The sequence below is a fragment of the Actinomycetospora termitidis genome, from assembly GCF_030286555.1.
Taxonomy (GTDB): Bacteria; Actinomycetota; Actinomycetes; order Mycobacteriales; family Pseudonocardiaceae; genus Actinomycetospora; species Actinomycetospora termitidis.
The window spans coordinates 765,489-779,376 of record NZ_JASVWF010000003.1; the positions used below are offsets into that span (position 1 = coordinate 765,489).

Annotated in this window: 16 protein-coding genes; 7 read left to right on the forward strand and 9 right to left on the reverse strand. The window is 73.3% G+C overall.

The window, feature by feature from the left end; translation table 11 throughout:
• Entirely contained in the window at positions 1–2,709 is a 2,709-nt protein-coding gene (locus tag QRT03_RS17135) for an MFS transporter (RefSeq protein ID WP_286054141.1), read from the reverse strand.
• Positions 2,706–3,215, reverse strand: a complete 510-nt coding sequence (locus QRT03_RS17140; protein ID WP_286054142.1) for a MarR family winged helix-turn-helix transcriptional regulator — start codon at positions 3,213–3,215, stop codon at positions 2,706–2,708. Before QRT03_RS17140 ends, QRT03_RS17135 begins: the two co-directional genes overlap by 4 nt.
• Before the next feature lie 100 nt (positions 3,216–3,315).
• Between QRT03_RS17140 and QRT03_RS17145 the strand changes: the two genes are divergently transcribed.
• On the forward strand, positions 3,316–4,113 hold the full coding sequence (locus tag QRT03_RS17145) for an enoyl-CoA hydratase/isomerase family protein (RefSeq protein WP_286054143.1): 798 nt from the start codon (positions 3,316–3,318) through the stop codon (positions 4,111–4,113).
• Between the two features lie 7 nt (positions 4,114–4,120).
• Here the strand turns inward: QRT03_RS17145 and QRT03_RS17150 are convergent, their stop codons facing one another.
• The 3 genes from QRT03_RS17150 to QRT03_RS17160 form a co-directional block, all read right to left on the reverse strand.
• Positions 4,121–5,332 carry an acetyl-CoA C-acetyltransferase gene (locus QRT03_RS17150; RefSeq protein ID WP_286054144.1) on the reverse strand — a complete coding sequence of 404 codons (1,212 nt, stop codon included), beginning with the start codon at positions 5,330–5,332 and terminating at the stop codon, positions 4,121–4,123.
• 118 nt (positions 5,333–5,450) lie between these two features.
• Positions 5,451–5,903, reverse strand: coding sequence for a MaoC family dehydratase (locus QRT03_RS17155; RefSeq protein WP_286054145.1), 453 nt, complete (start codon positions 5,901–5,903; stop codon positions 5,451–5,453).
• A gap of 31 nt (positions 5,904–5,934) precedes the next feature.
• A complete protein-coding gene (locus QRT03_RS17160; protein ID WP_286054146.1) occupies positions 5,935–6,990 on the reverse strand; it encodes an LLM class F420-dependent oxidoreductase in 1,056 nt (351 codons plus the stop codon).
• Positions 6,991–7,020: 30 nt separating this feature from the next.
• On the opposite strand from QRT03_RS17160, the gene QRT03_RS17165 reads away from it, so the two are divergent.
• Positions 7,021–7,467 (forward strand): acyl-CoA thioesterase, encoded by a 447-nt coding sequence (locus QRT03_RS17165; RefSeq protein WP_286054147.1) that lies wholly within the window; start codon positions 7,021–7,023, stop codon positions 7,465–7,467.
• Here QRT03_RS17165 and QRT03_RS17170 read toward each other — a convergent pair.
• Both QRT03_RS17170 and QRT03_RS17175 read right to left on the reverse strand, forming a co-directional pair.
• Entirely contained in the window at positions 7,452–8,063 is a 612-nt protein-coding gene (locus QRT03_RS17170) for a flavin reductase family protein (RefSeq protein WP_286054148.1), read from the reverse strand. The genes QRT03_RS17165 and QRT03_RS17170 overlap by 16 nt on opposite strands.
• Positions 8,064–8,087: 24 nt before the next feature.
• Complete coding sequence (locus tag QRT03_RS17175; RefSeq protein ID WP_286054149.1) at positions 8,088–8,753, reverse strand: hypothetical protein; 666 nt, start codon at positions 8,751–8,753, stop codon at positions 8,088–8,090.
• A 463-nt stretch (positions 8,754–9,216) separates the two neighbouring features.
• On the opposite strand from QRT03_RS17175, the gene QRT03_RS17180 reads away from it, so the two are divergent.
• Entirely contained in the window at positions 9,217–10,272 is a 1,056-nt protein-coding gene (locus QRT03_RS17180) for a sulfite oxidase (RefSeq protein WP_286054150.1), read from the forward strand.
• Here QRT03_RS17180 and QRT03_RS17185 read toward each other — a convergent pair.
• Positions 10,232–11,134, reverse strand: coding sequence for a DMT family transporter (locus QRT03_RS17185; RefSeq protein ID WP_286054151.1), 903 nt, complete (start codon positions 11,132–11,134; stop codon positions 10,232–10,234). The two genes, QRT03_RS17180 and QRT03_RS17185, sit on opposite strands and share 41 nt — an antisense overlap.
• A 119-nt stretch (positions 11,135–11,253) precedes the next feature.
• Between QRT03_RS17185 and QRT03_RS17190 the strand changes: the two genes are divergently transcribed.
• Genes QRT03_RS17190 through QRT03_RS17205 form a run of 4 tightly spaced genes read left to right on the forward strand, consistent with a single transcriptional unit; the run spans position 11,254 to position 12,647 of the window.
• On the forward strand, positions 11,254–11,634 hold the full coding sequence (locus QRT03_RS17190) for a YidH family protein (RefSeq protein WP_286054152.1): 381 nt from the start codon (positions 11,254–11,256) through the stop codon (positions 11,632–11,634).
• On the forward strand, positions 11,631–11,948 hold the full coding sequence (locus QRT03_RS17195; protein ID WP_286054153.1) for a DUF202 domain-containing protein: 318 nt from the start codon (positions 11,631–11,633) through the stop codon (positions 11,946–11,948). Before QRT03_RS17190 ends, QRT03_RS17195 begins: the two co-directional genes overlap by 4 nt.
• A gap of 34 nt (positions 11,949–11,982) precedes the next feature.
• Positions 11,983–12,252 (forward strand): type II toxin-antitoxin system Phd/YefM family antitoxin, encoded by a 270-nt coding sequence (locus QRT03_RS17200; RefSeq protein WP_286054154.1) that lies wholly within the window; start codon positions 11,983–11,985, stop codon positions 12,250–12,252.
• Positions 12,252–12,647 carry a type II toxin-antitoxin system VapC family toxin gene (locus QRT03_RS17205; RefSeq protein ID WP_286054155.1) on the forward strand — a complete coding sequence of 132 codons (396 nt, stop codon included), beginning with the start codon at positions 12,252–12,254 and terminating at the stop codon, positions 12,645–12,647. The genes QRT03_RS17200 and QRT03_RS17205 overlap by 1 nt, the downstream gene beginning before the upstream one ends.
• Before the next feature lie 12 nt (positions 12,648–12,659).
• Here QRT03_RS17205 and QRT03_RS17210 read toward each other — a convergent pair whose 3' ends face one another.
• The gene (locus QRT03_RS17210; protein ID WP_286054156.1) at positions 12,660–13,820 is read right to left on the reverse strand and encodes a TDT family transporter; all 1,161 of its coding nucleotides are present in this window, start codon (positions 13,818–13,820) and stop codon (positions 12,660–12,662) included.
• Positions 13,821–13,888: the final 68 nt, after the last annotated feature.

Genomic DNA, 13,888 nt, shown 5'->3' on the forward strand with positions numbered 1-13,888 from the left:
TCAGCGCACCACCGGCAGCGGAGCGGTCGCGTCGTCGACGGGCTCGGTGCCGGCCGGCTGCGGCGGGTCGACGGTGAGCTCGACCGCGGCGGGGCGGCCGGAGGTCACGGTGACCGTCTCCGAGACCGGGGCGAACCCGCTCGCGGTCAGCAGGTAGCGGCCCTCGGCGAGGTCCTCCACCGCGAAGCGACCCGCGGCGTCGGTGACGGTCGAGGCGACGACCCGCCCGTCGGCGCCCATGAGCACCACGAGCGACTCCGGCACGGCCCCGCCCGTGACCGAGCGGACCCGGCCCCGGACCGCGTGTCGCGCGACGGCGACCCGCACGTCGTGCCGCGTCCCGCGGCGGCCCGCCGGGGCGGCCTCCTCCACGACCAGCCGCTCGGCGACCGGCTCCCGCCCGGGGGCGAGCACCGCCACGGTGTAGGCGCCCGGCTCGAGCTCCGGGCACTCCCACGTGCCGTCGGCGCCGGTGCGGCGGACCGCCCGGACCCCGCCGCTCGCGTCGGTCACCGTCACGGTCGCACCGACCACCGGGATGTCCGCGGTGTCCCGCACCGAGCCGCCCACCGGCGTCGCCCGGCGCAGCGTCAGCGACCGGTGCACGGGCACCCCGTCGAGCGTCACGAGCTCGGCGAGCGGCTTGAACGTGCTCGGGTTCGCGACGACGACGTAGTTGGCGGGCAGCGGCGCGTGCAGCCGGAACGACCCGTCGGCCGCGGAGAACGTCCGGTCGACGACGGTGCCGTCGAGGGCGTGCAGCGCCATCGGGATGCCGGCGAGTTCCTGCGTGAACCGCACCGACCCGTCGTCGGGAAGGGAGCCGTCGGAGAGCTCCCCGAGGACCACGGAGTCGCCGTGGCGCACCGGCGCCTCGTGCCGACCGGTGCGCGGTACCGGCGAGGGCCGCAGCACGCGTTCGCTGCCCGCGGCCCCGGCCGCGCCGACGGGCGGAGTGGACGCCGGGACGTCCAGCGCGCCGCGGGCGGCTCCGGTGACCTCGGCGGCGGAGTCGACGCTGCCCGGGCCGGCGGCCCGACCGGACTCCTCGGCCTGCCGGGCCTGGATGCCCGACGTCGTGCGCAGCGGGACCTCCTTGAGGAACCAGATGAGCACGAAGCCGACGGCGATGACGCAGGCGGCCACGAGGAAGACCAGGTCCATGGACGAGGCGAAGCCCTCGAAGTACGGCTGCGCGAGGCGCGGGTCCATCCGCTGCAGGATCGACGAGTCCTGGGTGACCTGCGCCGCGCCGACGGCCGGGTTCACACCCGGCGTGTTGACCGGGTCCGCGGCGACGGCCGGGTCGGCCAGGGCCGCCCGGAAGTCGGGCGAGGACGCCGCCGTCCGGAACGCGGAGGTGATGTTGCCGCCGACGGTGGAGAACAGGATCGACAGGAACACCGAGACGCCGAGCGTGCCGCCCATCTGGCGGAAGAACGTGGCCGACGCGGTCGCGACGCCCATGTCGCTCGCCGGGACCGCGTTCTGCACGGCCAGCACGAGGGTCTGCATGCAGTTCCCGAGCCCGAGGCCGAACACGACCATGAGGACCGCGACCTGCCAGTACGGCGTGTCCGCGTGCAGCAGGAAGTGGAAGAGCAGCATGCCGAGGGTCATCAGGCCGAGGCCGATCACCGGGAAGACCTTGTAGCGCCCGGTGCGGCTGGTCAGCTGACCGGAGATCACCGAGGCGACCATGATGCCGCCGACCAGCGGGATCATCTCCAGACCGGCCTCGGTCGGGCTGGACCCGCCGACGATCTGCAGGTACTGCGGGACGATCGCGATGCCGCCGAACATGCCGACACCGGTGATGACCGCGATGATCGTGGTCAGGCTGAAGACGCCGTTGCGGAACAGCCGCAGTGGCAGCAGGGCGTCGTCGCCGTAGGCACGCTCGGCCAGGACGAACGCGACGATGCCGACGGCACCGATCGCGTAGCAGACGATCGCCCACGTCGAGCCCCAGCCCCACGTCTGGCCCTGCTCGGCCACGATCAGCAGCGGGACGAGCGCGACGGCGAGTGCGGTGGCGCCCGGCCAGTCGATGCGGTGCTCACGACGGTTGTGCGGGAGGTTCAGCACCCGCCAGACGACGGTGAAGGCGATGATGCCGATCGGCACGTTGACCAGGAAGACCCAACGCCAGCCGGTGATCCCGACGATCGAGTCGGCGCCGGCGAAGAAGCCGCCGACGACCGGGCCGATGACGCTCGACGTCCCGAACACCGCGAGGAAGTAGCCCTGGTACCGGGCGCGCTCCCGCGGCGGGACGATGTCGCCGATGATCGTGAGCGCGAGGCTCATCAGGCCGCCGGCGCCCGCGCCCTGGATGGCCCGGAAGATCGCCAGCTCGTACATCGACGTCGAGATCGTGCAGAGCACCGACCCGATGACGAAGACGGCGATGGCGAAGAGGAAGAACGGCTTGCGCCCGTAGAGGTCGGAGAGCTTGCCGTAGAGCGGCGTCGCGATCGTCGCGGTGATCAGGTACGCCGTCGTCGCCCACGCCTGCAGGTTCAGGCCGTTGAGGTCGTCGGCGATGGTGCGGATCGAGGTGGAGACGATGTTCTGGTCGAGCGCGGCCAGGAACATGCCGAGCATGAGCCCGGAGAGGATCGTCAGGATCTGGCGGTGGGTGAACGCCCCGCCCGCCGTCGCGGACGACACGGGCGGTGCCGCCTGTGCCTCCTGCGTCGTGCTCATCGGTCCTCCTGGGACGCGTCGTGGTGGTTCTCGAGCGCGGTGGTGAAGCGGTCCATCAACGCGACGAGCCGCTCGCGGTCGGCCTCGTCCCAGTCGCTCGTGACATCGGAGATCCAGCGGTTGCGGAGGTCGCGGTTGGCCTCGAAGACCCGGTGCCCCTCGGCGGTGGCGGCGAGCAGGCACGCCCGGCCGTCGGCGGGATCGGGCCGGCGCTCGACGTAGCCGATCCGGACGAGCGCGGCGACCTGCCGGCTCACCGTCGACGGGTCGGAGTGCACGGCCTCGGCCAGCGCGTTGGACCGGTGCGGCCCGGAGATGACCAGGCGGGCGAGCAGGACGTACGCGGCGCGCTCGACGCCGTCGTCCTTCGGCTTGGTCATCCGCTTGCGCTCGATGTGCCGGATCAGCCGGATCAGCTGCAGGCCGATCCGGTCCGAGGTCCGCCAGCGCTCGTCCGCCCCCTCGGGGACGGGCGGGGCCGGGCGCTCACCGATGGGTGCGTTCATTGCGTGCTCCGTACAATCGCTTGTTCGGTACAACTATGCACCCGGGGTCAGCGCGCCGCCAACCCGGGCTACCCGTTCGGGGATGTGATGTGCTCACCCGATGGTCGACGTCGACGAACGCCTCCACGACCGCGTCCGCTACGCCCGGACCGGCCACGTCGCGACCATCACCTACGACCGTCCGGACAAGCTCAACGCGATCGACGGCGCCATGCGCGACGGGCTCAACGCCGCGTTCTCCCGGTTCTCCGCCGACGACGAGGCGTGGGTCGGCGTGGTGACCGGCGCCGGCCGCGCGTTCTGCGCAGGGGCGGACTTCGGCTCCGAGCGCAACCCGGCCGGTGAGTTCCCGGGGTCGTTCTGGGAGCGCCCGACGGTGAACTCCTTCGAGTCCGGCTGGGAGATCCACAAGCCGGTGATCGCCGCCGTCAACGGCCTGTGCCTGGGCTACGGGCTGACGCTCGTGACGTGGTGCGACTTCGTCATCGCCTCGGACCGCGCGACCTTCGGCTACCCGGAGGTGAAGCTCGGCGTCCCGACGATCGTCGGCGCGCTGCGGCTCCCGGGCCGGGTGGGCTGGCAGCCCGCCATGGAGCTGCTGCTCACCGGCGAGACGATCTCCGCCGCGCGGGCGAAGGAGATCGGGCTGGCACTGCAGGTGGTGCCGCACGAGGAGCTGGACTCCGCCGTCGACGCCTTCGCGCAGCGCCTGCTCGCCGGCGCGCCCCTGGCCCAGCGCGCGATCAAGGAGGTCGCGCGACGGGGTCCGGAGATGTCGCAGACCGATGCGATCCGGTTCGGGGAGACGATGCGTCGGGTGGCCGGGGCGACCGAGGACGCGACGGAGGGCGGGCTCGCCGCGCGGGAGAAGCGGCCCCCGCGATGGCAGGGCCGCTGACCCGCCGTCAGGACATCCGCTCGAACACCGCCGCGAGGCCCTGGCCGCCGCCGATGCACATGGTCTCGAGCCCGTAGCGGGCCTGGCGACGTTCCATCTCGCGCAGCATCGTGGTCAGGATCCGCACCCCGGTGGCGCCGACCGGGTGGCCGAGCGAGATGCCCGAGCCGTTCGGGTTGACCCGCTCGTCGTCGATCAGGTCGATGCCCCACTCCCGGGCCACCCCGAGGGCCTGCGCGGCGAACGCCTCGTTGAGCTCGATCACGTCCATGTCCGCCAGCGACAGCCCGGCCTGCCCGAGGGCCTTCTCGGTCGCCGGGACCGGCCCGATCCCCATGATCTCCGGCCCGCAGCCCGCCACACCCCACGACACGAGCCGCGCCAGCGGCCGCAGCCCCAGCTCGGCCGCCTTCTGCGGGGTGGTGACGATGCAGACCGCGGCGCCGTCGTTCTGGCCACTCGCGTTCCCGGCGGTGACCGTGGCGTCCGGGTCCTGCTTACCCATGATCGGGCGCAGCTTGGCTAGTGACTCGAGGTTCGCGTCCGGGCGGATGTGCTCATCCTGATCGACGACGGTGTCGCCCTTGCGGCCGTGGATCGTCACCGGCACCAGCTCGTCGGCGTAGCGGCCCTCCTTGACCGCGGCGGTGGCCTTCTCGTGGCTGCGCACCGCGAGCCGGTCCTGCTCCTCACGGGGAATCGAGTACTTCTTGCGGACGTTCTCCGCGGTCTCGATCATCCCGCCGGGCACCGGGTGGTTCACCCCGCCGGCGTGCACCCGGCCCTGGGCCAGGGAGTCCTTCATCTCGAACCCGCCGGCCTTGGTGCCCCACCGGACCTTGTCGGTGAAGTACGAGGCGCCCGACATCGACTCCGCGCCGCCCGCGAGGACCAGGTCGTTCGCGCCGGAGGAGACCGCCATCGCCGCGTAGAGCACCGCCTGCAGCCCCGACCCGCAGCGCCGGTCGATCTGGATCCCGGGCACCGTCACGTCCAGCCCGGCGTCCAGCGCCGCGACCCGCCCGATCGCCGGCGCGTCCATCGTCGGGTAGCAGTGCCCGAACACCACGTCGTCGATCTGCTCCGCGGTGATCCCGGTGCGGCGCACCAACTCGCGGATCACCGTCGCCCCGAGCTCCTGCACCGGGAAGTCGCGCAGCGACCCCCCGAAGCCACCGACGGGAGTACGGACCGGCTCACAGACGACGGCATCCACCACGTCCTGCATCCTCCCCGACGACGACCGCGGCCGGTTCGTGCGATCCCGCACAGCGGAAGGGTGTGGCTCCGCCTCGTGAGCACTATTCCGTGTCCAGACACGGAACAGTGCTCACCTGCTACAGCACATACCGCAGGATCACCTCGGCGACGCACGCCGGCTTCGGCCAGCCCTCGATCTCGACGGTGCCGCCGATCGTCGCCTGGACGCCGTTCGGCACGTCGGTGACGTCGACCAGCCGGCAGTGCCCCCGCACGCGACTGCCCACCGGCACGGGCGCGGGGAAGCGGACCTTGTTCAGCCCGTAGTTCACCGTCATCGACACCCCGCTGACCTCGAAGGTGTCCCAGCCGAACTTCGGCATGAGCGCGACCGTGAGGAACCCGTGCGCCACGGTCCGACCGAACGGCCCATCCGCGGCGCGCTCCGGATCGACGTGGATCCACTGGTGGTCATCCGTGGCGTCCGCGAAGACGTTGATCCGCTCCTGGTCGACGAGGACCCACTCGCTGGTGCCGAGGTCCTCCCCCACCGCTGCGCGCAGTTCCTCGACGTCGGCGAACTTCCGCAAGACATGCTCCTCGTCAGGTGTGGGACGGCCCCTACAGGTCGGCCGCGATCTCCTTGGCCTGCCCGACCAACGCGACCCGCTCCGCCGTCGTGCCGCCGAGGGGTGTGATGTTCAGCGTCGTCACGCCCGCCTCGGCGAAGGCCGCCATCCGCTCCGCGACGTAGGAGCGCGGGCCGATCAGCGAGATCGCCCGCAGCAGCTCCTCGGGGACCTCCTTCGCGGCCTCGTCCTTCTTCCCGGACAGGTACAGGTCCTGGATGGTCTCGGCCTCGTCGTCGTAGCCGTAGCGGCGGGCGACGTCGTTGTAGAAGTTCTTGCCCTTCGCCCCCATGCCGCCGACGTAGAGGGCGACCATGTTCCGCATCCCGTCGAGCATCTGGGAGGCGACGTCGTCGTCCTCGGTGACGAAGAACGAGGTCTGCAGGAAGACCTGGAGGGGTCCCAACGACGGGTCGCGCTTCGCCTTCCCGGCCTCGAGGGACTCGCCCCACACCTCGTGCGCCTTCTCCGGCACGAAGAAGATCGGCTGCCAGCCGTCGGCCTTCTCCGCGACCAGCGTGACGTTCTTCGGGCCCAGCGCGGCGACCAGGATCGGGATCTCGGACCGCACCGGGTGGTTGATCAGCTTGAGCGGCTTGCCGAGGCCGGTGCCCTGCCCCTCGGGCAGCGGGATCGCGTAGTGCCTGCCCTGGTGCTCGACGCGCTCACGGCGCCACACCTGCCGGCAGATGTCGATGATCTCGCGGGTCCGGCCGAGCGGGGCGTCGTAGGGCACGCCGTGGAAGCCCTCGATCACCTGCGGACCGCTGGCGCCGATCCCGAGCGTGAACCGCCCGCCCGAGACGTAGTCCAGTCCGGCCGCCGTCATCGCGGTGAGCGTCGGCGTCCGGGTGTAGATCTGCAGAATTCCGGAGGCGATGTCCACCCGCTCCGTGCGGGCCGCGATGAAGCCCAGCTGGCTCACCGCGTCGAAGCTGTACGCCTCCGGCACGAAGACGATGTCGAGCCCGGCCTTCTCGTGCTCGGCCAGCTCGGCGACCGTCTCCTCGAACCCGCCGGCGTAGTTGATCCCCATCCCGATGCGCACGACCCCGGAGCCTGCCACGATCACGCCCCCGTGAGCACTCCCGGCCACCGAGTCACCATCACCGTGCGCGGCTACGAGACCGACGCCAACCGCCACCTCAACCACGCCGTGTACCACCAGTACGGCGAGCACGGCCGGGAGGAGACCCTGCGGTCGGCCGGCGTCGACATCACCGCGCTGTCCGCGGCCGGGATCGGACCGGTGATCCTCGAGACGACGGTGCGGTTCCTCGCCGAGCTCGTCGTCGGGGACGAGGTCGAGGTCGTCACGACGACGAGCTTCGGGTCCGGGAAGTCGTTCCGGATGGACACCGAGCTCGTCCGGGTCCGCGACGGCGCGACCGCCGCCACGCTCACGGGCGTCATGGGCCTGCTCGACCACGCCACGCGCCGGCTCGCCGCCGACCCGCACGGTCGCCTGCGCGCGGTCGCCGCCGACCCGGACGCCTTCGACCGAATCGTTCAGTCGCCGGGGTAGTCCCAGTCGCGGACGTCGATCCGGCGCCGTTCGAGCACCTCGCCGATCGTCGACCACTGGTGGCCGCCGAGCCGGGCGAGCGGCTTCAGGCGGGTGACGTCCGGCCGGCCGTCCACCAGGGCGTCCTCGGACACCACGGCGTGGACGACCCGGCCGAACACGACCGTCGAGTCACCCAGGCACAGCGTCGAGTGCAGGACGCACTCCAGCGCGACCGGTGACCCGGCCACCCGCGGCGGCCGGACCCGGGCGGCCGGCTCCCGCTCCAGCCCGACCTCGGCGAACTCGTCGCGGTCGGCGCCGAAGTTCGTCGCGGTCGCGTTGACCTGGTCGATCAGCCACTCCGGCGTCAGCGAGATCGTCATCTCGCGGGTCGCCTCGACGTTGGTCAGGGAGTCCTTGCGGCCGACCGAGGTGAACTGCACGACCGGCGGGTCCACGCACGCCACGGTGAAGAACGAGTGCGGGGCGAGGTTGTCCACGCCGTCCGCCGACGTCGTCGCGACCCACGCGATCGGGCGGGGCACCACCACCGCGGTGAGGAACTTGTAGAACGCGCCGGAGCCGAGCTCGTCGGGGTCGAAGTCGGTGCGCACGGCGGCGTGGTCCTCCTGCGGTGATCAGTTCGCGGGTGGTTCCAGCGTGGTCGTCGTGGTCGGTTCCCGCGAGCGGGACGTGGTCGTGCGTGACGCGGCACTCGTCGTGGTGCTCCGCTCCGGGGCCGTCGTCGTGGTGGTCGCGCCGGGATCGTTCCCGTCGGTGTCCTCGGCCGCCGACGCCGAGGTCGTGGGCGCGGTGCCGATGACCTCGCCGACGCTCGTGCCGGTGCCGCCGGAGAGCGGGGAGCCCTTCACCCGCTCGATCCCGGTCACCACGACCATCGCGACGAGGAAGACGAGCAGCCCGCTGGCCACCAGCGCGGCGATCTTCGCGCGGCGGCGGGAGGCGCCGACCGGGCGCAGGACCGTGGTCGGCGAGTCGTCGGGCGGGGGTCCGTCAGGCAGGACCGCGGTGGGTGCCGGCGCCGAGGCCGGGGCCCGGCGGGCGTCGAGCCGGCTGCGGACGTGGTCGCGGGTGCGCTCGAGGGAGCGCTGGTAGGCCGCCTCGCCGACGGTGGTGACGACGGAGGCGATCGCCGCCCCGACGATCGTGCCGACCGCGCCGCCGAGGACCCCGCCCGCGGCGGCGGTCGTGGTCGCCGCGAGGGCCGAGCCGGTGACCCGGACCCCGGAGAGCGGGCCGGCCTTCTGCGCGGGCTCGCCACGGGAGGTCTCGGTGAGCACCACCGTGGCCTGCTCGTCGGGCGGCGGACCGGGTCGGCGGCGGGCCGGTCCGGACCCGGGCTCAGTCCCCCGAGCGTCGATGACGTCCACCGGAGCCGCGGAGCATGACCGGCCGGGAGGCACGCTCCGGCCCGGCGGCGCCGTCGTCTCCGCGGAAGGAGCGCCGCTCGGCGAAGCGGTCGGCCCGGCCGAGGGAACGCCTGACTTCGTCGTAAATCGGCGTCTGGGTCATGGCGCCAGACCCTACGACGCGCACACACCGTGACCCGGGCGACCCTGCCCACCCGGGCGGGGTGTTTCCACGACCGCTGACCTGGGCAAACGGGCCTGTGTGGGGGTCGCGGAGCGACGATCCGAGGTCGGAGAGTTCCCCTGCCCCGCCCGAGTCCACGCCATCGGACGAACTATGTGACCTACTCGACACCCTGCGTCACGAGAGGCCTCCTTGTACGGCAAACGCGCGGACATGACCGTCCATCAGGTCGAGCCCTACAACGCGGAGCCGCCCCGGTCGGTCCTCGTCGACGCCGTCACACCGGTGTCGGCGTTCTACAGCCGCAACCACGGTCCCGTCCCCGCCGCCGACGAGGAGTCCTGGCGGCTGCGGGTCGACGGGCTCGTGACGACGCCGTTGTCGCTGTCGCCGGCGGACCTCCGCGAGCGGTTCCCGGAGCGGACCGAGACCGCCACGCTGCAGTGCGCCGGCAACCGCCGCGCCGGTCTGGTGGCGGTGAAGGACATCCCCGGCGAGGCGCCCTGGGGCCCGACCGCGACGGCCACGGCGGCGTGGACCGGTGTCCGGCTCGCCGACGTCCTCGCGGCCGCGGGCGTGTCCGACACCGCGACGGACGTGGAGTTCCTGGGCGCCGACGTCAGCCCGCAGGCCGACCCGCCGCAGGAGTTCGGGGGTTCGATCCCGCTGCGCAAGGCGGGCATGCCCGAGGTGCTGCTCGCCTGGGCCATGAACGGTGAGCCGCTGCCGCCGGTCCACGGCGCTCCGCTGCGGGTGGTCGTGCCCGGCTACATCGGCGCCCGCAGCGTGAAGTGGGTGCACCGCGTGCGGGTCACCGACGCCCCGTCCCCGAACTTCTTTCAGGCATCCACCTACCGGCTGCTCCCCCCGGACGCCGAGGTCACGGCCACCCCCGGCGAGGGGGTGGAGCTGGGCCTCGTGGCGGTCAACAGCGACTTCCTCACCCCGGACGACGACGCCGAGGTCCCGGCCGGCCCGACCGGGGTGACCGGATACGCGTTCGCGGGTGGCGACCGGACCATCGTGCGGGTCGACGTCTCGGCCGACGGCGGTTCGACCTGGACCCAGGCGGAGCTGGGCGAGCAGGCGAGCACCTGGGCGTGGCGGCACTGGGACGCGACCGTCGACGTGCCGCACGGCGAGGTGGAACTGCTCGCCCGCGCGTGGGACTCGTCGGCCGCCCTGCAGCCCGAGCGTCCGGAGCAGGTGTGGAACCCCAAGGGCTACGTCAACAACTCGTGGGCGCGGCTGCGTCTGCGCGGCGTGTGACGCCGCCGCCGGGCCCGGCGCGGATCAGCCACACGAGCCCGGCCACGGTCACCAGCGCGCAGCCGACCCCCAGGGCCGCCCCACCCGGACCACCGGTGAAGCGCTCGCCCAGCACCGCGATCCCGATCGCCCCGGCGACGACGGGGTCGACCGTGGTCTGGGTGGCCAGGCCGGCGTCCAACCCGCCGTCGCGGTAGGCGGTCTGGAGCAGCAACAGGCCCAGCACCGGGAGGACCAGGACGCCCACGCCCGCCGTCAGGACCCCGACGTCGAGGCCGTGCCGCAGGCCGTGGAGCACGGGTCGGACGAGACCCGACGTGGTGCCCGCGCAGAGGCCCGCACCCGCGGCGCGGCAGACCGCGCGGCTGCCCCGGGGCAGCCGCATCCCGACGCCGGCGATCACGGCCAGCACGACGACCGCCGTGACCACGGTGCCGACCAGACCCGACGTCGGGGCGGGCCGCGGGTCGCCACGGTGCGGGGCGAGCGCGAGGAGGCCGCCGAGCCCCGCGACGAGCACCGCGGCGGCCGTCCACTCCGGTCGCGTGACGGTGCGGCGTTCGAGGCGGGCGTCCAGCGGGAGGGCCAGCACGAGCGCGAGGACCCCCACGGGTTGCACGAGGGTCACCGACGCGAGCCCGAGCGCGACGACGTGGATCGCCGCGCCCGCCGCCATCGACGCGACCCCGCACCACCAGACCGGCTGGAGCGCGAGGTCGCCGAAGAACGTCCCCGAGCGTTCGTCGGCGACCCGTCCGGCGCCGAGCCGCTGGAGTGCGGCGGCCAGCGCGTACAGGAACGCCGAGCACAGCGCGAGCCCCACGGCGAGGACCGGGTGCGCCGACGTCGGTCCTGGTCCCACGAGGTGCTCCGCCCCCTCCCGCCCGCGACCCGCCGCCGACGACGGTACGACGCGCCCCCGGGGTCACGGGCGCCGGTGGAGGTGATGGACTCCGCCGCGACGCGAGCGGAGGACAGCACATGGCGGAGGCCGGAGCCGAACCCCCGGAGAAGGACCCCGATGGCGAGCGTGAGCCGGACTACCGGTTCACGCTCGCCAACGAGCGGACGTTCCTCGCCTGGCTGCGGACGTCGCTGTCTCTGCTCGCCGCCGGCGTCGCGGTCGTCCAGCTCGTCCCGGCGTTCACCATCCCGGGGGCCCGCCCGGTGACCGGCGGGCTGCTCGCGGCGCTCGCGGTGGTCGCGGCGGCCTCCGGGGTGCTGCGCTGGCGCAGCGTCGAGACCGCCATCCGCCGGAACCGTCCCCTGCCGGTCCAGCGGATTCCCTGGGTGCTCGCCGCCGGCCTCGTCGTGCTGGCGCTCTTCGGGCTGGTGCTGATCGTGCTGCGTGGGGCGACGTGACCTCGCCGTCCGACGCCGGGTTGCAGGCCGAACGGACCGGGCTGGCCTGGAGCCGGACCTCGCTCGGCGCGGCGGGCAACGGGGCACTGCTCGCGATCCGGGAGATCGAACACGCCCAGCTGACGCTCGCGCTGATCCCCGCCGCCCTCGCCGTGGTCATCGCCGTCGCGACCGCGGTGTACGGACGGCGTCGGACGCGGGCCCTCCGCCACGCCCCGCTCCCGGTCCCGCTCGCTCCGTCGCGCGCCGTGCCGTTGCTCGGGTGGTCGGTGGCGGTGCTGGCCGTGCTCAGCGGTATCGCGCTGATCGTCTAGGAGGAAGGTACTACTCGCGTAGTACATTGATGGCGTGAACGAGGTCCCGGTCCGGGCGCTCAACCAGGACACGTCCGGCGTGTTGGCCCGGGTGAAGGCCGGAGAGCATCTCGCAGTCACCGAGCGGGGCCGGGTGATCGCCCACCTCTCGCCCGTCGCTCCTCCGGAGCTCGCCGAGCTCATCGCGGCCGGACGGGTCCACCCGCCGTCGCTCGCGGGTCCCGTCCCCCGTCCCTCGGGTCCGGTGTCCCCGACCGACGCCGGCGCACTCCTCGAGACCGAGCGCGAGGACGAGCGCTACTGATGCTCTACCTGGACACCGCGGCCCTCGTGAAGCTGGTGCACCGGGAACGGGAGTCGGACGCTCTCGGCGACTGGCTCTCGGAGCGGACGTCGGTCCCGTGGCTGACGTCGGTCATCGCGGAGGTCGAACTCGCCCGGGCACTCCGGCGGACCGCCCCGGGCGCCCTCGGTGCCGTCCCGGCCCTGCTGGCACGTCTCCACCGCTGCGAGGTCGACGACGTCGTCCGCGCCGCGGCCGCCGCACTCCAGGGCGACCATCTCCGGAGCCTCGACGCGATCCGTCTCGCGACGGCCACCGTGATCGCGGGGCCGGCCCTGCAGGCATTCGTGACGTACGACCGTCGACTCGCCGAGCATGCGCGGGCCCACGGTCTCGTCGTCGCCGCACCGGACTGAGCGCGCGTCCCGTCACGCGAACAGGTGTCCTCGGACGACGCTGCCGTGCGCGGTGCGGGCCGCGACCACGGCCCACGCGACGACCAGCAGGACGTAGAGCGCGAGGGCACCCCAGGCGAAGACCGGCAGGTGCGTGCGGGCGGCGAGGGCGCTGGTGCCGGTGACGCAGGTGCCGACGGGGAACGTGAAGCTCCACCAGGTCAGCGCGAACGGCATCCCCTGCCGCACGGTCCGCACCGTGACCGCCGCGGCGAGCGCCAGCCACACCATCGCGAAGCCCCAGGTCGGCACGCCGTAGAGCAGGCCGAACACCTCGGCGCCGGTGGCGTAGGGCTCGGGCAGGACGCCCCGGGCCTGGTTGCCGAGGAGATGGGCGGCGGTCACCGACTGCCCGAGCGGGCCGAGGACGATCCACATCGTCGGCACGGTCGCCGCCGGGCCGGTGCCGTGGACGACGAGCTTGTTCCAGATCTGGGGCAGGATCGCCAGGGTCGCGAAGAGGCTGATCCCGAACATCGCGTAGCAGGCCAGGAGCATCGTCTCCTTGCCGGTGCCGGCCGGGAGGTGCCCGACGAGCAGCGCGCCGTTCGCGGCCGACACCATCGGGGGCACGACGGGCATCAGCCAGCCCCCGAAGGCTCCGTCGGCCGCGACCTCGCCGCGGGTGATCATGAGGTAGGGGATCGCCGCCGTCGTCACGAGCCCGATCGCCGTGCCGACGCTCCAGAGCACCCAGTCGACGGCGACCGCGGTGCCCGCCCCGAGCACCGGTCCGCCCAGCGACCCGGCGCCCGCGCCGACCGTCATGACGCCCATCGCCACCGCGCCCCAGAACTGGCCCATCATGGGGTTCGCCGCGTGGCCGCGGGCGGTCTCGGTGTGCCGGATCCAGTGCACGGCCCACGCCGCGGTCAGCAGGACCAGCAGCACGGCGGCCAGGCCCCACACGACCGTCCCGAAGACGCGCAGGCCCGGGAACTGGATCGGCAGCGTGGCGGCGGCACCACCGACGATGCCGGTGCCCATGATCGACGAGTACCAGTTCGGCCCGAGGTTCGCGACCATGTCGCGGGGCCGCTCGAGGTCCCGGAGCAGCCCGAACCGGGCGAGCCGGTGGGCCGGGCGCCCGGGGGCCGGGCAGGTCGTCGCCGGACGCTCGTCGATCGCTGTCATGGGTCCGAGCGTGGTCCGCCGCGCGGTGGTCGAGTAGGCGCGCCGACCTCGTCGAGCCATAAGCTGCG